Annotated in this window: 27 protein-coding genes; 7 read left to right on the top strand and 20 right to left on the bottom strand. The window is 38.8% G+C overall.

What is annotated here, in order from left to right; all coding sequences use genetic code 11:
• Nucleotides 1-3 precede the first annotated feature (3 nt).
• Nucleotides 4-897 (bottom strand): glycerophosphodiester phosphodiesterase, encoded by an 894-nt coding sequence (locus tag ACTWQL_RS16450; RefSeq protein ID WP_443143516.1) that lies wholly within the window; start codon nt 895-897, stop codon nt 4-6.
• A 302-nt stretch (nt 898-1,199) separates the two neighbouring features.
• Between ACTWQL_RS16450 and ACTWQL_RS16445 the strand changes: the two genes are divergently transcribed.
• Both ACTWQL_RS16445 and ACTWQL_RS16440 read left to right on the top strand, forming a co-directional pair.
• Nucleotides 1,200-2,099, top strand: coding sequence for an endonuclease/exonuclease/phosphatase family protein (locus tag ACTWQL_RS16445; RefSeq protein ID WP_443143639.1), 900 nt, complete (start codon nt 1,200-1,202; stop codon nt 2,097-2,099).
• Nucleotides 2,096-3,868 (top strand): glycoside hydrolase family 3 protein, encoded by a 1,773-nt coding sequence (locus ACTWQL_RS16440; RefSeq protein WP_443143515.1) that lies wholly within the window; start codon nt 2,096-2,098, stop codon nt 3,866-3,868. The genes ACTWQL_RS16445 and ACTWQL_RS16440 overlap by 4 nt, the downstream gene beginning before the upstream one ends.
• Nucleotides 3,869-3,915: 47 nt before the next feature.
• Here ACTWQL_RS16440 and ACTWQL_RS16435 read toward each other — a convergent pair whose 3' ends face one another.
• From ACTWQL_RS16435 to ACTWQL_RS16420, 4 genes are all read right to left on the bottom strand, one after another.
• Nucleotides 3,916-4,065 carry a hypothetical protein gene (locus ACTWQL_RS16435; protein WP_443143514.1) on the bottom strand — a complete coding sequence of 50 codons (150 nt, stop codon included), beginning with the start codon at nt 4,063-4,065 and terminating at the stop codon, nt 3,916-3,918.
• Nucleotides 4,066-4,322: 257 nt separating this feature from the next.
• The gene (locus ACTWQL_RS16430; protein WP_443143513.1) at nt 4,323-4,532 is read right to left on the bottom strand and encodes a hypothetical protein; all 210 of its coding nucleotides are present in this window, start codon (nt 4,530-4,532) and stop codon (nt 4,323-4,325) included.
• 346 nt (nt 4,533-4,878) lie between these two features.
• Nucleotides 4,879-5,076: a hypothetical protein gene (locus ACTWQL_RS16425; RefSeq protein WP_443143512.1), complete on the bottom strand. Its 198-nt coding sequence runs from the start codon at nt 5,074-5,076 to the stop codon at nt 4,879-4,881.
• A 10-nt stretch (nt 5,077-5,086) separates the two neighbouring features.
• On the bottom strand, nt 5,087-6,178 hold the full coding sequence (locus tag ACTWQL_RS16420) for a response regulator aspartate phosphatase (protein ID WP_443143511.1): 1,092 nt from the start codon (nt 6,176-6,178) through the stop codon (nt 5,087-5,089).
• A 659-nt stretch (nt 6,179-6,837) separates the two neighbouring features.
• Here ACTWQL_RS16420 and ACTWQL_RS16415 point away from each other — a divergent pair.
• Nucleotides 6,838-7,986 (top strand): S8 family peptidase, encoded by a 1,149-nt coding sequence (locus tag ACTWQL_RS16415; protein ID WP_443143510.1) that lies wholly within the window; start codon nt 6,838-6,840, stop codon nt 7,984-7,986.
• A gap of 263 nt (nt 7,987-8,249) precedes the next feature.
• Here the strand turns inward: ACTWQL_RS16415 and ACTWQL_RS16410 are convergent, their stop codons facing one another.
• The 4 genes from ACTWQL_RS16410 to ACTWQL_RS16395 form a co-directional block, all read right to left on the bottom strand.
• Nucleotides 8,250-8,426: a hypothetical protein gene (locus ACTWQL_RS16410; RefSeq protein WP_443143509.1), complete on the bottom strand. Its 177-nt coding sequence runs from the start codon at nt 8,424-8,426 to the stop codon at nt 8,250-8,252.
• A 35-nt stretch (nt 8,427-8,461) separates the two neighbouring features.
• Nucleotides 8,462-8,914 carry a VOC family protein gene (locus tag ACTWQL_RS16405; protein ID WP_443143508.1) on the bottom strand — a complete coding sequence of 151 codons (453 nt, stop codon included), beginning with the start codon at nt 8,912-8,914 and terminating at the stop codon, nt 8,462-8,464.
• Between the two features lie 375 nt (nt 8,915-9,289).
• Nucleotides 9,290-9,424 (bottom strand): hypothetical protein, encoded by a 135-nt coding sequence (locus ACTWQL_RS16400; RefSeq protein WP_443143507.1) that lies wholly within the window; start codon nt 9,422-9,424, stop codon nt 9,290-9,292.
• A 156-nt stretch (nt 9,425-9,580) separates the two neighbouring features.
• Nucleotides 9,581-10,453 (bottom strand): manganese catalase family protein, encoded by an 873-nt coding sequence (locus ACTWQL_RS16395; protein WP_443143506.1) that lies wholly within the window; start codon nt 10,451-10,453, stop codon nt 9,581-9,583.
• Between the two features lie 146 nt (nt 10,454-10,599).
• On the opposite strand from ACTWQL_RS16395, the gene ACTWQL_RS16390 reads away from it, so the two are divergent.
• The 3 genes from ACTWQL_RS16390 (at nt 10,600) to ACTWQL_RS16380 (ending at nt 13,140) form a co-directional block, all read left to right on the top strand.
• Nucleotides 10,600-11,118: a DUF3231 family protein gene (locus ACTWQL_RS16390; protein WP_443143505.1), complete on the top strand. Its 519-nt coding sequence runs from the start codon at nt 10,600-10,602 to the stop codon at nt 11,116-11,118.
• 45 nt (nt 11,119-11,163) lie between these two features.
• Entirely contained in the window at nt 11,164-11,487 is a 324-nt protein-coding gene (locus ACTWQL_RS16385; RefSeq protein WP_443143504.1) for a WGxxGxxG family protein, read from the top strand.
• Between the two features lie 735 nt (nt 11,488-12,222).
• Nucleotides 12,223-13,140 (top strand): class I SAM-dependent methyltransferase, encoded by a 918-nt coding sequence (locus tag ACTWQL_RS16380; RefSeq protein ID WP_443143503.1) that lies wholly within the window; start codon nt 12,223-12,225, stop codon nt 13,138-13,140.
• Between the two features lie 311 nt (nt 13,141-13,451).
• Here the strand turns inward: ACTWQL_RS16380 and ACTWQL_RS16375 are convergent, their stop codons facing one another.
• The 8 genes from ACTWQL_RS16375 to ACTWQL_RS16340 all read right to left on the bottom strand — a co-directional run bounded on the left by ACTWQL_RS16375 (nt 13,452) and on the right by ACTWQL_RS16340 (nt 20,815).
• The gene (locus tag ACTWQL_RS16375) at nt 13,452-14,699 is read right to left on the bottom strand and encodes an MFS transporter (protein ID WP_443143502.1); all 1,248 of its coding nucleotides are present in this window, start codon (nt 14,697-14,699) and stop codon (nt 13,452-13,454) included.
• Nucleotides 14,700-14,860: 161 nt separating this feature from the next.
• A complete protein-coding gene (locus tag ACTWQL_RS16370) occupies nt 14,861-16,090 on the bottom strand; it encodes an aKG-HExxH-type peptide beta-hydroxylase (RefSeq protein ID WP_443143501.1) in 1,230 nt (409 codons plus the stop codon).
• A gap of 2 nt (nt 16,091-16,092) precedes the next feature.
• Nucleotides 16,093-16,641: a hypothetical protein gene (locus tag ACTWQL_RS16365; protein ID WP_443143500.1), complete on the bottom strand. Its 549-nt coding sequence runs from the start codon at nt 16,639-16,641 to the stop codon at nt 16,093-16,095.
• Between the two features lie 15 nt (nt 16,642-16,656).
• Entirely contained in the window at nt 16,657-17,907 is a 1,251-nt protein-coding gene (locus ACTWQL_RS16360) for a M16 family metallopeptidase (RefSeq protein ID WP_443143499.1), read from the bottom strand.
• Nucleotides 17,908-17,987: 80 nt separating this feature from the next.
• The gene (locus ACTWQL_RS16355; protein WP_443143498.1) at nt 17,988-18,152 is read right to left on the bottom strand and encodes a hypothetical protein; all 165 of its coding nucleotides are present in this window, start codon (nt 18,150-18,152) and stop codon (nt 17,988-17,990) included.
• Nucleotides 18,153-18,177: 25 nt separating this feature from the next.
• A complete protein-coding gene (locus ACTWQL_RS16350) occupies nt 18,178-20,094 on the bottom strand; it encodes a RiPP maturation radical SAM C-methyltransferase (protein WP_443143497.1) in 1,917 nt (638 codons plus the stop codon).
• A gap of 293 nt (nt 20,095-20,387) precedes the next feature.
• On the bottom strand, nt 20,388-20,552 hold the full coding sequence (locus ACTWQL_RS16345) for a hypothetical protein (protein WP_443143496.1): 165 nt from the start codon (nt 20,550-20,552) through the stop codon (nt 20,388-20,390).
• Between the two features lie 113 nt (nt 20,553-20,665).
• A complete protein-coding gene (locus tag ACTWQL_RS16340) occupies nt 20,666-20,815 on the bottom strand; it encodes a hypothetical protein (protein ID WP_443143495.1) in 150 nt (49 codons plus the stop codon).
• Between the two features lie 181 nt (nt 20,816-20,996).
• On the opposite strand from ACTWQL_RS16340, the gene ACTWQL_RS16335 reads away from it, so the two are divergent.
• Nucleotides 20,997-21,899 carry a helix-turn-helix domain-containing protein gene (locus ACTWQL_RS16335; protein ID WP_443143494.1) on the top strand — a complete coding sequence of 301 codons (903 nt, stop codon included), beginning with the start codon at nt 20,997-20,999 and terminating at the stop codon, nt 21,897-21,899.
• A gap of 20 nt (nt 21,900-21,919) precedes the next feature.
• Here ACTWQL_RS16335 and ACTWQL_RS16330 read toward each other — a convergent pair whose 3' ends face one another.
• The 3 genes from ACTWQL_RS16330 to ACTWQL_RS16320 form a co-directional block, all read right to left on the bottom strand.
• Nucleotides 21,920-22,339, bottom strand: coding sequence for a hypothetical protein (locus ACTWQL_RS16330; RefSeq protein ID WP_443143493.1), 420 nt, complete (start codon nt 22,337-22,339; stop codon nt 21,920-21,922).
• A gap of 60 nt (nt 22,340-22,399) precedes the next feature.
• Nucleotides 22,400-22,990, bottom strand: coding sequence for a hypothetical protein (locus tag ACTWQL_RS16325; protein WP_443143492.1), 591 nt, complete (start codon nt 22,988-22,990; stop codon nt 22,400-22,402).
• A gap of 288 nt (nt 22,991-23,278) precedes the next feature.
• Nucleotides 23,279-23,375 (bottom strand): IS3 family transposase (locus ACTWQL_RS16320; RefSeq protein ID WP_201714309.1); only part of this gene is annotated, 97 nt, incomplete at its 5' end.

Here is a 23,375-nt window from a genome sequence, read left to right as displayed (position 1 = left end):
TCGTTATCTGCCTTCCAATACTTCGTGGAGACGGTCCGGGTAATTCGTGAACATCCCGGTCACGCCCCAGTCGAGGAGTTTTTCCATGTCTGCTTTTTCGTTTACAGTATACGGATGGATCAGCAAGTCGTGTTCCCTGACCTTTAGTACATAAGCTTCATCAATCTGATCGTGGTTCATCCCGACACCGACAGCGTATTGTTTGTATTGTTCGAGTTCCGCGTCTGTAATTGTCGCTGTATGTGTATACCAGAGCAATTGGACAAGCGGAATTTTCGGATTAAGTTCATGGACTTTTTTCAAGCTTTCAGGGCTAAAAGACTGGATGATCACCTGGCTGGAAGGATTGTTCGGTCCTGTCAAACCATGTTCCTCTAGCGTTTCAAGGAGTTTTTCTTCCATTCCCGGATAGACTTCCGGGGATTTTGTCTCGATGTAGTAGTTGGCACTTTTCCCAAATTTCTCGATCACTTCATCAAGAGTCGGAACTTGTACCCCTTCATATTCTTCCTTCGCCATTTCAGGATACTTTTCGTTGAACCATGAACCAGCATCGAGTTGTTTGATTTCTTCAAGCGAATGATCCTTCACCAGACCAGTGCCATTAGTGGTACGATCGAGCGTTTCATCGTGCATCGCGATCAGCTCACCGTCTTTTGTCATTTGAAGATCGACTTCCACATAATCGCCCTTCATCTTTTCCCCTAACTCATAAGACGGAAGGGTATGTTCAGGCGCATGACCTGAAGCTCCGCGGTGTGCAACATTCAAAATCTGATTCGGATTCAAACCTGTTTTTTCGGTACTTTGATCAGCAGCTGTCGCCGGGGATACTAACGTCGTTCCCATACCTACAAGTGCTGCAGCCAAAACGCCATTTCTCAATAATTTTTTCATAGTTGTTCCATCCTTTCTATATGTAAATCCATTAAAAAGGATAGACCGAAACTATGAAGCTACTATTCTTGTTTTATAAAGAGTTGATTAACTATTGTTAACCTATCCTCATCAAATCCCTTTTCAATCACTTCATTACTCACATTTTCCCTCTCCTTTCCTCTTAATTCATCCCTGAGTCCCATGGTTCAACATATTATATTTGGATATTAAGGAGCATAGTCGTATAGACATCTATACCAGCTGTTGCTAGACTTTTCCATGTAAGCGATTACATAGCAAAGGAGAGGACAAATTTGAATGTGTTCAAGTTGTTGGTACGTATTGCTGTGTTAGGAATGATTTTGTTTGGGATGGTCGGCGGAACTGGAACGACATTCGCCGAAGATGCTTCCAACGGTACAGAAATGGATGTCCGTGTAATGACGTACAATATCCATGCTGGTGCAGGTTCGGACGGCGCTTATGACATCGATCGGATTGCCAATGTCATTGAGGAGTCCGGAGCCGAGATCATCGGTTTGCAGGAGGTTGATGTCCATTGGGGAGCCCGAAGCAACAATGACAACATCATCGAGGATCTTGCCGAGCAGCTGGACATGCATTACTTTTTCGCCCCAATCTATGATTTTGACCCCGTTTCTGAAGATGCCCCTAGAAGACAATTTGGCGTAGCTGTACTCAGTAAATATCCAATTGTCCAAGCCACCAATCAAGAGATTACAAGACTATCAACACAAGATGCTGAGCCGGAACCGAAGCTTTCGCCAGGCTTTGCTGAAGCGATCATCAATGTAAAAGGCGCTCTTGTCCCATTTTATGTCACCCATCTCGACTATCGAGGCGATCCAACGATCAGAACGATGCAAGTGGATGATATGTTGAATATTTTCGAGGGACAAGCTGGAGATAAGATCCTTGTCGGCGATATGAACGCCACACCGGAAGCTCCAGAACTCGCACCATTATTCGATATGTTCACAGACGCATGGGCTGTTGCAGGAGATGATTCGCCAGGATTTACATACTCTGCCCTTTCACCTACAAAGCGGATCGACTATATTTTCACGTCTGATAACATGACCGTTCAGCATAGTGAAATATCATCCACCCTAGCCTCAGATCATTTGCCTGTCATTGCGGATATCACGTTGACCCGAGGCGATAATGGACCTATTTTGAAAGGAGATGACGAATCTTGAAAAAGTTCTGCACAACCACGTTGATCCTGATCATTTCGCTCTTTCTCTTAGTCCCTGGGATGACAAATGCATCCTGGGATGATCCGACAAAGCCGGGCTGGGATGATGAGGAAGCACGGAGAGGATGGATCCAGAACAAGATCCAGCACATGACACTCGAGGAAAAAGTCGGGCAATTGTTCATGATCCATGTCTATGGCCAGACGCCGACCGACCCGAATTATGAAGACACAAATCTCAATCAAAACAGAGGGGCGAAGAACTTCAAGGAAGCGATTGAAAAGTATCATATCGGAGGTGTGATCTACTTCAACTGGACCGGCAACATTGGTACACCGATTGATTTCGAACAAGTGAATGCCCTTTCGAATGGTTTACAGGATATCGCGATGGATCAGCGGATGCCAATCCCATTGATGATTGCGACAGACCAGGAAGGTGGTGTCGTCGCACGTGTGACAGAGCCTGCAACCGTCTTTCCAGGGAATATGGCCCTCGGCGCGACCCGTTCTACCGACTATGCCCGCCAATCTTCTGAAATCATGGGAATGGAACTGAAAAGCCTTGGTATCAACATGGACCTTGCACCAGTATTGGATGTGAACATGAATCCGGAAAACCCTGTAATCGGGGTCCGCTCTTTCTCTGAAAATCCGGATCTTGTGGCAGCGATGGGCGCCGCTCAAGTGACGGGCTATCAAAACGAAGACGTCATGGCGACCGCGAAACATTTTCCGGGACATGGCGATACGAATGTCGATTCCCATTACGGTCTTCCAATCATCAATCATGATCTAGAGACGTTGCACGAGGTAGATTTGAAACCGTTCAAGGCAGCAATTGAAGCAGGAATCGATGCGATCATGCCTGCGCATATTGTCGTTCCTGCTTTAGATGATTCAGGTCTCCCTGCCACCCTATCCAAACCGATCTTGACCGATTTGCTGCGTGAGGAAATGGACTTTGACGGGGTCATCATCACCGATAGTCTTGGTATGTCAGGAGCCAATGTCGTCCCTCCTGACCGTGTGCCGGTTGAGGCATTTAAAGCTGGAGCAGACATTTTACTAAACCCTCCGAATGTACCGCTTGCTTACAATGCTATGTTAGATGCCGTCAACAGCGGCGAAATTTCAAAGAAACGATTGAACCAGTCTGTCTTCCGTATTCTCGAACTGAAGTTCAAGCGCGGGCTGTTCCATGAACCGAACGTACCTGAGGATGCGATTGAAGACATCGGCTTAGAAGAGAACCTTGCGCTTGCAGATCAAATGACAGAAGAAAGCGTTACACTTGTTAAAAACGACGATGTGCTTCCGCTTGATTCTGACCGTGAACTCTTCGTCACTGGGCCTTCGATCGGAAATACCGGATTACTGGCTGATCAGTTGACGGAGAAAGGCTATTCGGCAGAAGCGTATGCTACCAATACTAGTCCGACCGCAGCTCAAATTTCGAACTCTGTTGAACAGGCATCGGATGCAGAGACGGTGATTGTCACCGCATACAGCGCAAACTTGAATGACGCCCAACAGCAGCTGGTGAACGAGTTGATGGAAACCGGCAAGGAAGTCGTTGTCGCATCGATGCGGAATCCATATGACATCATGGCCTTCCCTGATGTCGACGCTAATGTTCTGACATACGGATATCGTGATATTTCGGTCAAAGCGCTCGCGAAAGTCATCACAGGAGAAGTGAACCCGACAGGAAAACTCCCTGTCACGATACCTGATCTCTACGAATACGGACACGGATTATCTTATTAAACTTGAAAACAAAAACAGGCGCGAACCTTTTCAAAGGTTTGCGCCTTTTATATATTATGCCGATTCTTTCTTGTCAGCAGACCCGTTAGGTAGATGATTTGATGAAACACTTCCAATCGTTTCTCTTCTGGAAGATCTTTTTGAAAGTTCTTGATCAATCCCCTGATTTCGTTGATCAATTCTTTTTCCTTATCCATCATTCCTCCTTAAACGGTTGTGTACCCCTATTTTATCACTCATTCCCATTCGAGTGGATATGTATACCAATAAACACGCAGATAGACCTAAAAATGGGAACGAGGATATAGAGGATATAGGAGAAGAAATTTGTCATAAAGAAAACTTGGCAAGCCAAGCCGTGAGCCTTAGTTCCTCGAAAAAGCAATCGCTTTTCCTTCGTGCGGTGAATTGCTTCCGAAGCCACCAGCTTGTGCGCTTATATTGAAGAAAGTACTTATACTTTCTTTAAATGTAAAGGCTCTTTTCTAAAAGATTGTTGCTTTTGAGTAATTTTAAAAAAGCCACCTTGTGCAAGTTGATTGGCGAGCAAGGTGCGAGACTCCTCGAAAATGAAAATCTCATTTTCTCCGTGCGATGTAACGCTGGGAAGCTTTCCTTGTCCTGTGGGGTCAGCGTGCCTACTACCTGAATAATCTCCTCGCAAGGCATGCGACGAGGAAGCTCGCTTCGACAGGACTTACTTGTAGACGCAGGAGCACAAATGCTTCCTTGATAAGGAGACTCCTGAGGTCGCGCAAGGCGCGAGTGGGCTCACCGCACGCCCCGCGGAAAGCGAGCATCCTGGAGCGGAAATCAACGACTTTTAAAGAAAACTTGGCGAGACCAAGCCTTTTGTAGGTCGAGCATTAGTTGCCCTTATACTGAAGAAAGTATTTTATACTTCCTTTAAGTGCAAGAGCAACAAAGTTTGCGTTAACAGCCTAAAAGAAAAAAGTGCCGGACACGGCACTTGAGGAATCATGTTTTTTCGTATTTATTAGTAATGTTTATTATGTGTGGTATGTGGGGGAATCTTTGATGATTCCATCGTGAGCAATTAGTGTGATCGAGTCTTTGATGATTCCGTCATGTGCAGCTTTTGGAGGTGAATCTTTAATAATTCCATCATGAGCTTGAGTCGTGTTGAAGAACATTGGTGTTATGACCATCGATAAAGACAATAACAACATGACAATGACTTTCTTCATACAAATCCTCCTAGCTTAATTTGTTTTTGGCGTGGATGACCAGTTTGTAATACTTCATGGCATCCCTAATATTTCTCTCTTTTTCATAATATTTCGCCAAATCATGACTGAATTCCTCTAAATTTCCCCAATATTTTTTGTCGAGAAAGAAAGAAATTTCATCCTTAAGCACGTTCATGTAATCTGAAAGCTCCATTGTATGTTTGCTCTTAAGAATCTTTAGCTTGCTAAGATATTCAGAATCCTGATTGTGTCGACATATGTCAGTGCATCGGTCTACCCAGTACAAGGCATCTGAAATTTCATCGAGGTTGAAATACTGCTTGGCCATTATGTACATGGTTTTGATCTGATAGTGATATTGTTTCTCCTCCTCCATCCACTCCAGGCTTTTTGTCAAATACTCGATTGCTTCATTCGGATTTCCCATTCTGGAGTACATCCATCCCAAGTTTTGTAGAGAAATGGATTCCGTCTCTCGACATTGGACATGCTGAGCGTACTCCAAAGCTTTGTTCAAATGATAATTCGCCTGTTCGTAATTCCCAAGGAGGATATGATTTGTTCCGAGCAAATTCTTACAATCTGCTGTTCGTAACCGGTAATGCTCATTCTGTTGAAAAATCTCTAAAGCTTTGTAAGTATGCTGGATGGATTGAAGTATTTTCATATGTTGTGAGTAAACTGAGGCTAGTTTATAGTGGAATTCCGCTGTTTCGATAGGGTCAGGAATGGAATTAAGGTTTTTCTCAGCGAAATGGAAGGACGATAACGCTTCTTCATATCGTTTTTGTTTGTACTGATGGATGCCTTTGAAGAAATGGTAGTAATAATCAATCATATCATCCATCTCATTTTTATCTTGATCAAATTGGGAAACCATTGCGTCCAGCTCTTCCAGATCATCCGACCTTGTCATCTGGTACCGGAACGTCAATAACGAATAATAGAGCAGCAGATTTTGATTTTCTTCCATATTATTGATCTTCTCGTCTATCTCCTCTTTCAAGCTTGTTGCTTTTTCTACATTGCGATCCCGAATCTCCACGTACCAAGAATTCAAAAGGTCTGTCATTTCATTGGAACTTACCATAACGTCCATCTTTAAAATCCTCTCCTTTTCATTTATCCGAATGACGATTAACTACACAGTTTTTCGACTTTTTTCAATAAGAAACCTTTAAAATTCAGATAGTTAGTTCATTTACACTAGAAGTTTCTAAAACTGGCAATAAAGCCCTAAATGGATGAACAACTCTTTCTTAAGTCCATAGAACCATCCATGTATGTAAAAAGACACCATCCATTTAGGAGAGTGTCTCATAGTTTTTTAAGTTTTCATCTAATATCATCCAAATCTTCCCCTATGATCTTACTTACTATTCAATGGTTTGTGGTGTAATTTGATTATTCACATTTTCATGGGTTTTTTAGATCTTCTGTCTGAACTTTCCAAGGTAATTTTGTCTCCTTTTCTAACTTGATTATTTCTTTCTCAAACCATAAACCTTGTTTAATTGAACTAAAACTTTTATTATAACACTATTTTCAGAGCATGTTGATTGGGAAAATAATGTGTTTTTTTAGCTCTTTAACCTCTATTCGAGACCATATATTTCCCAATATTGTTAACTTTAGGTTCATGGTACTATTAAATTAATAATAGTCTAACTTTTCTGACATACATATGCGGGCCCGGGACCTTAGCACCACGATAGTTTGATTATTATATTTTATAAAATCATGATTGGAGGAAAAGGAATGAAAGCTACATTAAGAACATTAAGTGCTGTATTCAGCCTAGTTCTAGTTCTATCATTATTGGTTGGAAACTTACATTTCTCTGCACCGTCTGCATCTGCCGCATCGGTGGACAAAGGACCGAAAGACTTCCTCGTTGGTTTTAAATCAGATATACAAACAGCTCAGATTAATAACATAAAAAAATTAGGAGGCCAGGTTAAGCATCAGTATAAATTTATGGATACTATGCTTGTTTCCTTGCCTGAAAAAGCGGCTGAAGCTCTTAAGAAGAACCCTAATGTGTCTTATGTAGAAGAAGACCAAATGGCTTATGCAATTGGACAAACAACGCCATGGGGCATTCCCCACATAAAAGCAGATCAAGTTCATGCGACTGGAAACACTGGCTCTGGTGTTAAAGTTGCTGTTTTAGATACAGGAATCGATGCTAGCCACGAAGATCTTAACGTGAGCGGTGGAGCGAGCTTCGTTTCTGGTGAGCCTGATGCCTTTTCAGACGGCAATGGCCATGGTACGCACGTTGCAGGAACAGTTGCTGGACTAAATAATACCGTTGGCGTCATAGGTGTTGCGCATTCAGCTAGTCTATATGCCGTAAAAGTATTAGACAGCTCTGGCAGCGGAACTTACAGCGGAATTATTCAAGGAATTGAGTGGGCAGTGGACAACAACATGGATGTAATCAATATGAGTTTAGGAGGCAGTTCTGGTTCAACTGCACTTAAAGATGCTAATGACAACGCCTACAACTCAGGTGTGTTAGTCATTGCGGCAGCTGGAAATTCTGGAACAAGAGGCAAACGGAACACCATCGGCTATCCGGCAAAATATGCTTCTGTAATGGCAGTAGGTGCAGTAGATTCCAGCAACAATCGTGCATCATTCTCAAGCGTAGGATCTGAGCTGGAAGTAATGGCTCCAGGTGTTAATATATTAAGCTCCGTACCTGGTAATAGCTATGACAGCTATAATGGAACGTCTATGGCTTCTCCTCACGTGGCTGGAGCAGCTGCTCTTATCATTGCAGGTAACCCTGGGTTATCAAATGTAGATGTTCGTCAAAAACTTAATGATACCGCCATACCACTTGGAGATTCTTTCTATTATGGTAACGGCGTAATCGATGTGTACGCAGCGACAAAATAATAAGTAAGTAAAAAGGGGCTTTCCAAAAAGTGTCTGACTCTCTCCGAATTTAACAACATTGTGCGAAAAATCGTGGTTTTGATTCAAAATGTTGTGTTGGAGGTGTCTGACACTTTTCTTTTAGGACAGTCCCATTTTTATTATCTCATTCACACCCAAGATTCAACTCACTACCTTTTTTCCGCTAATCGAATTGAATATTCTCAATGGTCATTAAAATTCTTTTAAACTAAAGCCCCTTTTTGTTTTTAAAAAGACTTCAGTTACTGGTCGATACTTTTTTGTTTAAACAAACGTATAATTTCAGAAATTCCTCCACCTAAAAAGTAAAGTATCCCATTACCTGCAATGACTAATCCGAAGAAAGAAGCAGCAAAAGCACCGCCTACACCGTACCCACCTGAACTTTTGTCACTTTCCACTAACCACGACCCAATCATGAATGCTAGGATAACTCCAAGAACTCCCCACTTACTTATCTGTTACCGAGTTGCTCCGCCAAACCGATTAGAAGTCCTTCGGGTCCACGAATGTAGCAGAGCCGATACGAGTCCTCATACTGAACCACTTCGCCAACGAGCTGAGCACCATACTTAGTGAGTCTGGATACCATTTCGTCAAGGTCTTCAACTGTGAACATGACGCGAAGATAACCGAGGGCGTTCACAGGAGCAGTCCGGTGATCTGATATAGTAGGAGGTGCGAGAAATCGCGAAAGTTCAAGTCGGCTGTGGCCATCTGCGGTAACCATCATAGCAATCTCTACGCACTGAGAACCCAATCCGGTTACGCGACCAGCCCATTCACCTTCGACAGTGGCTCGCCCTTCGAGGTTCAAGCCAATCTCCTCGAAGAAAGAGATTGCGTCATCAAGGGATTCTACAACGATGCCGACATTGTCCATTCTTAGTAATTTGTTTTTTGCCATAGTTTTATCTCCTAATGTGTTAAAAATTATTATCTGATCATCTTCATAATTATTCTATTAAAAAGTTACAAATTCCTTCCAAACAAAAAACACCTTGTCACAGTTCATGATAACAATGAGAAGTCACAGTAATCTTTAAAACATCACCCTAACTGTACATATTCCAACTAACCTTGATCCTCTCATTTTGAACAAGGGACCTTATGCAAAAAACGCCCCCTGATAACAGAACAAGGACGCACTCCAATATTCAATAATTGCAATTATTGAATAACTTAATTTATTTTGGTACTGAAGATATCATTATTACTGTGATGTTATGCTACTCTGTTTGGTAAATATATTAAATCAGCTGATTACTCCAATTTTTCATATTCATTTTGTCGTTCTATGAAATCTCCTAACCATGATTTCAGTTACTTTTATGTCTTCTTTCAATTCTTCTAGTTCTGGAATTTCAGCAGGACGTTCATCCGGTTGTGAATGTTCATAAACCGAAAATTTAGTCATTACTTCGTCAAGGTAATTACAATCTTCAACTTTAATTAGGGCTAATGAATGCATTTTTTGTTTGTATAGACCTACGATATCTTTTTACAACCTCATTTAGCAAATTCAATGATATATTCTGTAATTAACCCACTCAAATCACGAGCGGGTTATTTATTAGTGTTTTTTGTCTTGCGTATAGGTTGCGGCATCTGTGTATGGTGCGGGTTGACCGGGAATAGGTGTGTTATGAATATAAGCTGGTGCTTGATTCAATTTAGGAACTTGCCCCATTGCTTCCGGATTGGCAATATAGTCGAAGTTCGATTGTTTATCCATGGTTTCTCCGCTTGCCCATCTACCTTGTGCGCTTTCTTCACCCTGTGAAAAATTCATAAAAGAGTAGGAAACTTCTTGTTTCTCCAGTTCCTGAGGGAAAGTACTTGGAACTATCGGCTTTTGGTTTTGTTCAATTTCCTCGATCGCTGCCATCCATTGATTTTGATGCATTGTATCTCTGGCAATCAGGAAAGATAGCATATCCCTCACCCCTGGATCATCAGTCGATTCATATAACCTTACTACCTGCAAACGACCTTGTGATTCGGCATTGAGATTCGCACGAAAATCTGCAAGTAGGTTCCCACTAGCGATTGTGTAGCGTGAATTCCACGGGTAACCTACACTATCAGTTGGAGTCGCTCCTAGACCAGAAACGATGATATGTTGAGGATTGATTCCTCCTAAAACAGCCTCGATAACAGGATCTTTCGCAGCTTCATCTTGGTCTTTAGCGGGAGCTCCATCCAATAATTGCGCAATCATCGTAGCAATCATTTCTACGTGGGCAATTTCTTCTGTTCCGATATCGAGAAGCATATCCTTATATTTTTGCTCTCCCCGGAAATTCCATCCCTGAAAAAGGTACTGCATAAACACAGTGATTTCTCCGAATTGCCCCCCTAATATTTCTTGAAGCTTTTTTGCATAAACAGGATCCGGGCGATCTGGTTTTGCATTATATTGAAGTTCTTTAATATGGAAAAACATAATTTTACCTCCTATTGATAATCCAAACGTAACAGGTTTAGATTCAACCTAAAAAACATATTTTATTCGACCTCAAAGAATGGAATAGGATCAGGGACATTTGCTAAATATAAAAATTGAAAAAAAAAATCAATTAGGAGGATTTTATGGGAATTTTAAGTGGAAATCCACAAAAAGAACCTTTACATTATGGTGAAGTTTATGGTCTCTTTACCTACCTTGTAACAACGAATGGAATGGTGGCAGGGTACCAGACTTACATCAACCATGCTGGTGACAGTGATCTTAAGGAATTTCTTAGGGACAGCATCCAAGCCATGAAACAGGAAGGGAAACAAGTTGAAGAATTGTTGAAAGTAAATGGTATTGGATTACCTCCCGCTCCACCGGAGCGGCCAAATGCTTCTTTAGAAGACATTCCTGTTGGTGCTAAATTCAATGATCCTGAAATAGCAGCATCAGCGTCAAAGGATATTGCTGCTGGTCTTGTTACTTGCAGTACTGCGATTGGACAATCGATAAGGGAAGATCTTGCAATGATGTTTGGTCAATTCCATACAACAAAAGCACAATTCGGAGCTAGAATTTTGCGCATGAATAAGGAAAAAGGATGGCTAATACCACCTCCTTTACATGTGAAGACACCTGAGGATAAGGCTGTATAACAATAAAATTTTTACAGACTTTCAGAAGAGTATATGGAGGTAAATATGAACAAGAAAATCGTTCTATCGATGGTTTTCACAGTCACACTATTGTTTTCCTCATTTTCAATTTCAGCCTTTGCTGAAGGCAATAGTGGAAATGGGCAAATGAATATGAATCAAGAAGATGATGGCAATTATGGGGAAGGTCCAATGAACATCAATGAAGATGATGGACCATTGAGAGTTAATGATGAAAATAAAGATAATAATCGAGCAAATGTAAATGCAACTGGCGCTGAAAAGGAAAACAACTGGGAATGGTTAGGATTATTAGGTTTAGCAGGTCTATTGGGGTTGCGCAAAAGAAATAATGAAGCAGTAAGATAATATAAACTTTTTAAAGCCTCTCAAATCGAGAGGCTTTTTCAACCCTTCAAGCAACTTTTCTACCATGCCTGGAAAAAATTTCTGTGAATTTGTCTTGAAATAGTTTTTTGCGCTTTCCTGGAAGTCTCATTCACTCCATCAATCACCATCGCATATGCATATTTTGCATTAGCCATTTCGTTTAGATTATTGTTAAGGTTGAGCGATGTCAAAAACGGAAAATCACAGTATCATTAAACAAACTTACGGCTTATCAACTGTGATAGTAAAATGCAATACAAAAAAAGCAGTGACCCATAAGTGCCTGAGCCACTCCTTCTTTATTACCTTTAGAATCAATTGTATTATGCGGGGAAGCGTCAGGAAAATGCGAATATACAACCTTAAGATAACTAGTGAAAAAATCCTCAAAAGGGTATTATACAAATCTAGTCAATATAAACGATGTTATCGGTAAAAAGATCTTTCTGCTGAAAGATCCTTTTAGCTGCTTGATCCATTAAAGCGCCCTTTTGTTGAGTAATATCCTTTATTACTTAAAATAGAATTTCTACCATAATATATATAATAATATCTTAGTTTACTATAAGAGAATTTATTAGTTATTTAAACCAAAGCGTTTTTATTGACAAAAAATTTTGTTTATGCTATAATTTACAGCTAAAATATTTTTGTGTATAATAAGTTTCTCCTGGCCAGGGGAATCTTATTTTTGTTATATGGGGGAATTAATGTATGAAGAAAAATGAATCAAGTTTAACTTCCTTAATATCAGCCTTTGGTCGAGCATACCACAGTAAATATGATACACCCCAAATTTTTGATGATTTTATTGCACGAGAATTAATTACCCAAAAAGAATTTTCAGATATTCGTGAGAACATGATTAAAGGAATTCAATTCTTTAATAAAGAAATTGCAGAGACGTTTAAAGATCATCCAGATGAAATTTTAAAATGGATTACACAAGTCCAACTTTCTCCAACTCCTTTAGCACGTGCTTCCTATTGCGAAAATGTATTATTTCATGAAATGTTGCTAGGTGTGGAACAGTATGTCATTCTAGGAGCTGGATTAGATACCTTTTGTTTCCGACATCCAGAATTAAACGACAGCTTAGAAATATTTGAAGTTGATTATCCAGCCACACAAGACTTTAAAAAAATAAGGTTAGCAAATGCTAATTATCAAATTCCAGATAATCTTCATTTTGTTTCAATGGATTTCACCAAAGAATTTACTGTTCAACATCTTGTTGAAGAATGTTTTATGCCTAACAGAAAAACTTTCTTTAGTTTTTTAGGTGTTTCTTATTATTTAACAAAAAAGGAAAATGCCAACTTGATTAATAAATTATTTACCAAAGTTCCATCAGGAAGTTCTATCGTTTTTGATTATGCAGACGACAAACTTTTTGAAGAAAAAGGAATGTCTAACCGAGTTCAAAATATGGTTCAAATGGCTTCAGCTAGTGGTGAGCCTATGAAATCATGTTTTACTTATGATGAAATCGAGAAAATGTTAGAAAACGCAGGTTTACTCATTTATGAACATTTATCACCTCTTACTATTAATAATCAATTCTTTCGTAATCGTACAGACTATTTGTCTGCATTCGAAACGATTCATTACATCCATGCTGTAAAAAAATAATATTTCGGTTAATAACAGACTTACCTCTCAATCTTCCCTATGATTGGGAGGTTGTACTTATTTTTATCTAAGGTTTATATATTTTAATTTTCCTTACTAAAAGTTAATCCACAAAATGGCCCTTTTGTGGATTAAATACAGGAAGCTCTTATTCCAGATAACTGCCCTTTAATGGAACAATTAACTTAATAATATCCTTATTTTACCACATCAATGTCCGGAGAGACAGCTGATGTGATTCACTATATTTCCTTCTTTAAAAATCAAAAAGCCCTATATTGATACATAGGACTTTGAAAATACTCTTATATTTATTCCGCTTTTCTGATCACTGGGTTTAAAACCATCATGAGTACGACGATTCCACCGAATATTGCAATGCCCATGAAGAATGAACTGATGCTGAAATGCACCAATAACGCACCTGTAAGAAGGAGTGAGATCGGTTTACTTGATTCCAATAGCACTCTCATCGTACTTTGCGATCTTCCCAGTACTTCCCTTGGTACCTTCACCATGAACAATGATTGTAAGGCAATGCTTGCTAAAGGACTACCTATCCCTGCAATTGCTACGAGAATTGTCGTCAAGCTGAAGTTGTTCGAAAACGCTAAAGATCCGAACGCACCTAGCATAAGGAATAAACCTGTTACCATTGGGACGATTTTAGGGAATTTATTCATGAAGTTGATTGAAATCGATCCTACGAGAATACCGATGAAAAATGCGATTTCCACAATCGCAAGTTGTGATACATTGTCTACGAATAACGGAAATAAAATGGCAACCGGTGCCAACATGAAATTGATCAGCACTAAGTATATGATCATTCCTCTTAAGATTGGCACTTTGACGATCGTTTTGAAACCAGTTTTCAAATCTTTCCCGAATATTTTTAGATTCAATTTTTCGGTAGCCTTTTCCGATAATGCTCTTTCTTTGATGAATAAAATAAAAAGGAACGATATGAAGAACGTCGCTGCATTGAAAAGGAATGCAGTAGAAAGGCTGTATAACAATAAGACCCCAGCAAGAGCAGGTGCTGCCAGGCCGACGACGGTCTGGATGGTAGCTGAAATACTTTGAGCACGAGTCATTAAGTGATCGGGCACAATGGTTTTGATTGCGACTGTCTTAGCAGGCAGGAAGAATGCATCGAAAGTGGAGACAAGTACGGCTGCAACAATAAGCATCCAAGGCTGTAACATATTGAACCAAAACAGGAGGACCAGCCCTACTACCACGATCCCACGGAAAATATCTGCAAGAAGCATATACATCTTTTGGTTCCCTCTATCTACAAGCACCCCGGAAATGATACCAAACAATATGGTTGGAACGACTTCAGCCGCCAATACAAGTGACATGTACAAGGCTGACCCAGTCAGTAATTTCATAGCCCAGATCAGGGACAGGGCATACACCCCATCCCCCAATGCGGATACAAACTGACCCGCAATCAGCAAACGATAATCCTTGATAGCGATAAGGTTCTTGAAAGTATCCTTTTTTTCTTCACTCTCTGTAATGATTTTAGCTTCAGCCGAGGTATCAGTCATGTTTCCCCTCCAAGTCGTAAATTTTCATGCAGCTACTCAATCCCCTTGTAAAATCATTAACCAAATGACCACTACAGCTTACTTTGTAAGCTGTATATGACGTAAACCCAATCTTTTCCATATTATAATATGTCCTATGATTATATTCACGTATTTAGATCTTAAACGTTTACAACTGGTTTGACGACAGAAGATATCTCTTTAAAAAGATGTTCACCTATCGGGCTCAATCTTCCGTGTTGCTCTATCACTGTTACCGCTTCACTCAATTGTTTCTTCACAACCTCTAGCCTTTCAGAAACTTCATCAACAGGGTAGTGGTCATGCAGCTTTTCCAACCAAATCGCTACTCTTGCAAAAGCATATGCACCGTGTAAGACCCCTTTCATTGGTCGGGGGTCTTCCCGCCAAGGGGATATGAATTTTTCATCATCGTTGTTTAAAATGATCGGATCGATGATAAAGAGTTGATCCAGCCTTGAATGTGCACATTCATGAATGATATTTTCGGTCACCCATAGGAAATCATATGGATTATGCGATAAAAATACCGCATCGGGTAATACTCCAGAAGTAAAGCCCCCAAAAGCATTTGTATCAATAATTGCGATCAGTTTTATATGACCTTCTATTTCCGTATAATATTCTGGCCATATATCCCGGATAGACTTTAAACAAGTGTTATAAAACAAATGATCATTCGTTGAAAAAGAGATGCTGCGAAAGTGATCATCTTTCAATTCACTCTTTCTGATATTAAGGAGTTCTGAATTTTCTGTGAGGTATTGACTGATGAGTGAATCAGTCATTTCGAAATTGATGCGACCGTTGTTGTCACAGATCTTTTGTATCAATTGGAGATTTTTTTCTTCCATTAATACGGATTGATCGTTAAAATCGGTGTTTGTTTTGATAACTCCTATATTCATACCATTAGACAATACTGTCATTTGATTTTTCAAAGTACTAATTGAACATTCGGATGGAACCCGCTCGAGCTTGATTTTATGATTGAAGCCAGGAATATCGATTATTCCATCCTGGTTACACTCGATGGTACTTTGGATTGCCACCCCATGTTCCGCACAAGGAAGTATAAAATAACTCATGAACTTTTTGTTCAAGCTTGAGTCGCTTAGTTGCTCGATGAACTCTTCGGTCGAATAGTTTTTCAATAAACTAGTGAAATAATTTAACCCTGGGTTATAAAGATCTTTTAAAAATTGAGGATCCTTCAATGCATTTTTTATTTTTGCTGTGATATCTTCAGGGATACTTCCATATTGTTCAAACCTATCAATCACTGTATCGAGCTTTTTCGAAAAATATCTTAAACTAAGCTTATAAATCTGGTCATTTTCTATACTTGAAGGTTGAAGGAATGACAACATTATTAATTCACTCCGTCCTTTTTGATATCTGGGAACAAGGATACTGCAAAGGTATAAGGATCATCATCACTTTCCTGGTTGGAGTCAATGTCATCTTTCAGTTCATTCAGTTGTTGGATATATTCCTTTAATTTATCTTTCGGGATCCTGGCTTTCACAAGAGAAAATTCAGCTGGTGCTTTCCCTGATACAGCATTAAGCATTCCATTTCTCACTTCGTCGATCATATACGAGATCAATCTTATTTTTTCCACTTCATTGGAATTTTGATTACTTAGTTTGATCCCAAAGGAATTTACATCCGCTTTATAAGAACACTCCACAAAATCCTCTTTATATCGTTTGCTTCCAACATAAACAAGTTTGTTCTTTTCCAAAATCTTAAGGATATAGTTTACTTTTGCTAAAGGAACTTTGACCTGTCTTGAAACTTCTGTTGCTGTAAGGGAAGAAACTGATAGAAGGCTTAATACTTCCATCCCACCCTCATGTAAGATCGTATCCAGGAAATCGCTATCAGCATTAGCTATGTATTCAGCTGGTTTTGTCATATTACCACCTCTTTTTTAAAGTAGAGTTACCAGTGACTCAGAATCTGTGCCAAGTGCAGACAAAGCCATATTAGACTGATCACACATTTCTTTAGCAATCTCTCGAACTTCTTCCTTAGTTACGCTCATCAAATCAAAAACTTCAGTATCAACGAAAAAATCTTTGTTATACAATGCATAGCGACCGGTAGTATTTAAATGACGGACTGCATCATTAGGAATTTGTAATGTTGAAGTAATACGAGAAGCACGTGCACGTTCTATTTCTTCATCTGTAACACCGTTGTGTTGTATGTCATCAATGATGTCCATCACTACCTTGAAACTTTCCTCCAACGACTCTTTAGAACAATTGAAATCAATTGCCATATATCCCCCAAGGCCGTAACTTAATGCATAGGAATAGACAGAATACACTAATTCCCGTTTTTCCCTGAGTTCTACAAATAACCGTGACTTCAAACCTTCTCCCAAAATGTCGGAAAGCAGTGTCATAGCATGTCTTTTACGAGACCTGAATGATGGTCCAATAAATGTAGCTGTTACATTGACCCGATTCGCATTCCCTATTCCCAGCACACTTGGTGACACTTCCAGTAATGGGGACGGGTTACTGACTGTTTCACTCTTCCAAAAATCAAACTCTCCAGCGATCTGCCCGATCGTTTCGTCGGGATCGACATCACCCTGGATGACAATTAAGGTATTACTAGGTGAATAGAATTGCCTGAAACGGTTTTCTATTTCTTCTTTCGTAAAACGAGCAATATTTTCTTGATTACCGATGACAAATAGACCTAGTGACCTTTCACCCCAAAGTGCCCTTTCCGCAAGCTCTGTTTTGACTTTTGAAGAAGCAAAATAGGTTTCCGCCTCCTGAAGTATGATGGCTCTTTCATGTTGTACCCTTTCTTCAGGTATATTTTGAAGCTTCACGATTTCTGATAACGTTTTTATGATGTCCGAAAGGTAATTTCTCTGTGAAGTAATACAGCACCGTGTCATTTCTTTTCCAGTGAATGCTTCGTATAATGCTCCGCTATCCAACAAGTTCCCTACCATCTGTTTAGCAGTGGGATTCATATTCTCATGGCTGAATGCCATATGCTCAATGAAATGGGAAATTCCATTATTCTCGTTATTTTCATCTTTCGAACCATGATTTACATACATCCCAACGGACAAGTTCCGTGACTGTTTTGTCCTTCTCACGATTACCTTCATACAGTTTTCAAGCATCGCTTTAGAAATATATTCGTAATACAAAGTATCCCTCCTCTATGATGCTTGATTAATTGCATTCAGGGAGCCCATCCAAGCCCCCCTGAATAATAGATAGATGATTCTTATACACTGACGGAAACTGACACTTTGATCCCTTGTTCCCCAGCAGCCATCTCATCGGTTGCTTTTTCAATCTGATCAACCAATTGAGAATCGCTGATAACCACTTCGCCGTTATCATTGACCTTGAACACATCTGGCGTTAAGCTCACTTTCTTCTCTGACAAAATAATTCACCTCCTTTCAAGTCGTTCAAGCGTATACCACAGCTTCTTCATTTTGCTTCTTATTCCATTCAGAAAGACGGATAAGAGCTGCTTTTTTCGGGCTGTAAATCGAACTGTTAAGAGCCAAACTTATGAATCTACCATTTTCCTCTAACACTACTGCTTTCTGTATAAAGCCTTGTACAATTGACTCAGCTTGCTCCAAAGTTATTTCAAAGCCAGCATTTTGTACTTCTTTATGGGCATTTGATAAACTTTTGGCAGCATCCAGGGCTAAGAACAATAAACGTTCCTCATCTTTCAGAACAGTGATTTCGATGTCATCTTCTGATCTCATATCAACAATGATCAAGCCATTCACTTTATCTACAAAGAATAAATCACTGCTTGCATGACACTCGCGCCATGAAGAAACGGCTTTGCGTAATGCAACCGTATATGCTTGTGGATTACGTGGTTCTGCATAATCATAATCAAAATGATAAGCTATCCTATTAAGCGAATCCTCATTTATTGCACTGTATATGTACTTATATGGCCACATCGCTCTTACAGAAGTAAGCCCGTTTTCCTTATGATTATTGAAATATGGACTGAAGCGATCAAGACGGATTTGTGCAACGCTACCCGGTGGCGTCAAATGAGTTAATTTCTTGATCAGTTCAGGCAATTGTTGATATTCTTCGGGATCTTCTTTCGGGAATCCATATAAAATGTTCCAAATGGGTAAAACGCCATATTCTTTAGACCATTTCAACAGCTGTATATTTTGAATCATGGTTACACCTTTATTCATTAGCTTCAAGACAGAAGTTTGAAGACTTTCAATACCTGGCTGGATTGTCCTGAAATTGGCATCTCTAAAAAGTTCGATTTGACTTTTTTTCAGATTTGCTTTCGTTTCATAAAACATATCCAAGTCCAAGCCTTTTTTCTTCAATTCTGGCAAGAGACTCTTGAAATAAGCCATATCAATAATGTTATCCACTGCAGAAGCTTTGGTGGTGTAGTCTTTATATTTGTTACTCAAGTACATAAGTTCTTCCATTGCTCGGGCAGCAGTCTTGCTCCGGAAATTCATGTTTGTCCCGTTAAGACCGCAAAATACACAGTGATGTTTTTGTCCCCACCAGCACCCTCTAGAAGACTCAAAAAGAAAGCGTGTATCTTCAACTTGATCTCTGTAACTGTAACCGACGAATTGTTCGAAATAATCTGAATAATCAGGGTATGGCAGGTCATCAAGTTTTACTACTGAACGGGATCTTGGAGCTTCGTGAATTTTTACTCCTTCAAATCTATCCTGCAATACTATCCCTTCCACCTTTGGAATTTCCTTTGTGGCCTTCCATTCAGATATGAAATTTACAAATGAATCATCTCCTTCTCCAGAACAAATAGCATCAATGAATGAGAATTGTCGGAGAAGTTCTATTCCCATCGTTTCCTCACAATTCGCTCCGCCGAATAGAATGAATTTTTCAGGGTATTTTTCTTTAAGTCTCTTAGCAAGACTTATAGATGCGACATTCTGTTCAAAAACGCTTGTAAACCCGATGATTGAATATTCATCCCAATTAATATCCATCAAGCAAGCATCTAAGAAAGATTCTGCATGTGAACGGATTTCACGAATGATCTCAAAATCTTCACTTGTGTTGCCTAACTTTTCTTTTGCCTCTTCAATATAAGCATCTAACGTGTCTTTTCCGAATAATGATTTTGAGAAAACCATTTCTCCTGCCAATGCATTACTCGAAAAAATATTTCCTTCCGAAATGGTATTATATAAATCTGGTGAAACTAGTTCTGCAAATTTCAAATTCAAATAATGGATATCACAATCAATCTCATTTTTTTGTAATCCTGCTTTAAGTAAACTTAAACCTATTGATGGCCTGTATAACGAACCGAACGGCATGTTGATCAAGGCTACTTTCAAAATATAATCCCCTTTCCTATTTAGTTCTCTGATCTCTTAAAAATGATTATACAAGGATTTGGAAATAATTAGATTTTGGGTATAAAGTTCTAAATAGAGATATTATCTACTTATATTCTGTTTAACTTCAGTAATTGAGTATGGTTATAATTATAAGAATATTTTTAGTAGGAGATTATTGTTGAGAAAATATTAGAAAAGCAAAAACCTCGGAACAATTCCGAGGCTTCATATAGAGATTTATATTGTATATAAACAACACCGCAAAAAAAGTACAGCCACAAAAATTACCTCTATGGTTTTATAGAAAGATCCGGGGCAATTCCTTGTTGCCCGACACTCACTTCATCAATCTCTTTTTTTATCAAGTCAACTAGTTGAGCATCGTTCACTACTACTTCACCATTTTCTTTAATCTTAAATGCATCTGGAGTCAAAGCTATTTTCTTTTCCGCCAACGTTTTTCACCTCCTTTTAAGATATAGCCAATTAATAAATTCTTAGATCATCGCCTTATGTATTGCGCTTTAAAACCAACTATCATGAGCCAATACAGGCGAACTTTAGATATTTAGTGTTCTGATGGTAACTCTTCATCTGCAAAGATAATAATCTCTTCTACGAGTGATGTATCAATTTTTTCAATTTCTTCTAGCTGACCAACAGCACAGCCAACAAAAAATAACATTATCGTTACTTTTTTCATAAGATTTTTGAACACGAAAACACCCCCCAACAAAAAGACCTAGTTTAAATTCTATTAGTTGAATTATACAGGTAATAGGTAATAGGTACATTATATGAGAGAGCTGTTTTTGGTTCTATTTTCCTTATTTCTTATATTTTTCCTCTATGTTTTGTTACAATATATAATTATATGAATATTGTTGGAGGGAACCTTGATGCAATTTATCATGGTAGGTGAAGAGGTTAGAAAACTGCGGAAAATCATGGGGATATCGCAAAAAGAGCTATGCAAAGGAATTTGCACACAAGCTGAAATCAGTAAAATTGAAAACAACCAGACCGCTCCACTAGCAAATACTTTATATCATATAGCAAAGAGGCTGGGTGTAAAAATCGATTACTTTTTTGAAAGCAGTGAAAGCATCAATTATGAATATATAGACGAATTTTTCTACTTTTTAAGAGAAGCAGTAAGGAAAAAAGACTATCATACATTACAAAGGATGATTAAAAGTGAAAAGAACAGTCCGTTATTCCAAAATAATCTGGCGATGAAACAATTGTTGAAATGGCATGAAGGTATTTGCTTGTACCATGTGAAAAATGATGCAACTACAGCTATTAATCTACTACATGAGTCTCTTAAATTGACGAATCATAGCAAAGATAGGTTCATTGAACGTGAATTAGAAATTTTGAATAGCATTGGTGTCATATACATGGACACAGAACAGTTTGATTCTGCGCGTGATACATTCCAGATGGCAATTAATCAATATAAACGCCTTCCTTATAAAAATGAGAAAAAAGTGTTCCCTCGCCTTTGCTATAATTATTCTAAAATTTTAACAAAGTTAGAAATGCATAATGAATCAATCAAAATTGCAAAAGAAGGGATCCAATCTTGTTTAGAAAATGAAAGTTTCTATTTAATCGGGGAGCTTTATTTCCAAGTGGGCCGGAATTATCATAAATTGAATGATATTCACCTTTCAAAGGAAGCCTTCCATAAAGCGATTCAAATATTCAGTCTTCTAAATAAGGAACAGTACATCCAAATCATTAAAGATCATTACCTGTTCTTATATGAAGATACTAAACAGTTATCAAACAACTAAACCACCCTATGTGAGGTGGTTTAGTTGTTGATGAGCTGTCGATCCAATTCCCGGACTCGATCATAGGATTCCAATAGATGTTCGGGTACTACCGTTCGTCCAAGCTCCCAGGAACTAGCTTCTATTTTCGCACGCAGCACTTCTTTTTCTTTATCGTCACCATACATCAATATCCTTAAATCACGGAAGGTATTTCTAAAATCTAAATAGTAACCCACCATATGGTACAAAATGATTTTAACAAAATTTTCTTCTGTCTCTTTGACTTTTATTTTACTTTTATAACCGTTGACTTGAATATAATTGAACTTTATCGTATTTGTGGATACGTTATAGCTCATAGGTACATTCAGCTTATTATCAAACTCACAATCTATATCTAATTTGAGCTCACGCAATTCATTTTCAATGATCCTTTCGATATCCCATATATAAAGCATCTATGATTCACTACCTTTCCCGAGTTGTTCATTTATATATCTAATTCCCATGACATCGTATCATAAACGATCCTTGGTCACCCATACATTTAGTGGACCTAGTGGTACCCATCCACAGGATCGTGCATCTGTGAGATCATCACCGTTTTCATATCCTACCATTGGTAAGTCAGAAAATACAGTTGAAACGACGTGAACGATATCTGACCACAGATCCCCTTCTGTATTTCCATTTGAAAACACATTGGATATTCCAACTGTACCGGCACCTAAATTAGCTATAAATCCCGATATTCCATCATTGTTTTCATGAATAAAAATTTTCACATCATTCCGCTCTATGAGAGTATGCTTTATTACCTGTTCTGATCCGTGAGCTGAGATCCACTTTTTAAAGTCTTCTTCTTTTTCTATGACCCTCCAGGAAGCATCAACAGGTTTAGGAGTAGGAACAGGAGGATGATAAATCCACTCTGCCTGAAAAAGTCGTTTAAATCCCTCTGGTTGCAATTCTAAATTAGCAAAACTATCTTTGATAGAAAGAATATCCCTATCCCCCATGTAATCAACTACTTCTCTAGTCGTTACTTTGTTAGTTGATGTAATAATATCCGGATAAAACGGAGGTGCTTCAGAGAGTAATCTCCACACTTGTCCATTTGAAGTGTATTCTTTATGATGAGTTTCACATACAATTTCACACCAGGCTATATTATTTAAAACAGCTTTTTTAAACTAGTCTTCACTTTTTTCATCACACCACATTTCTAGTTACTTGTACTGTATTTATTATTGATTTACACCTATAGTTCAACATAAAATTCCAGTATCCTTTGTTTTAAACAGGATCGATGAGGATTAGCATAGCCCCATAGTAATAAAAAACGCACGTGTTCTCATATTTGAAACGGTGGTTACCCCTAAAAGTTAGAGTTTTTATTATGCAGCTGATTGGATGGATTGAGTTCGGTATTCGACTGGACTCAGTCCATCCAATTTTTCTTTTGAACGTTCATGATTGTACCAGTGGATATAT

Origin of the sequence: Pseudalkalibacillus sp. R45 (assembly GCF_052246725.1) — a bacterium.
GTDB lineage: Bacteria > Bacillota > Bacilli > Bacillales > Fictibacillaceae > Pseudalkalibacillus.
The sequence above is the reverse complement of the archived record's forward strand: the minus strand, read 5'-3'. Positions and strand labels throughout refer to the sequence as shown.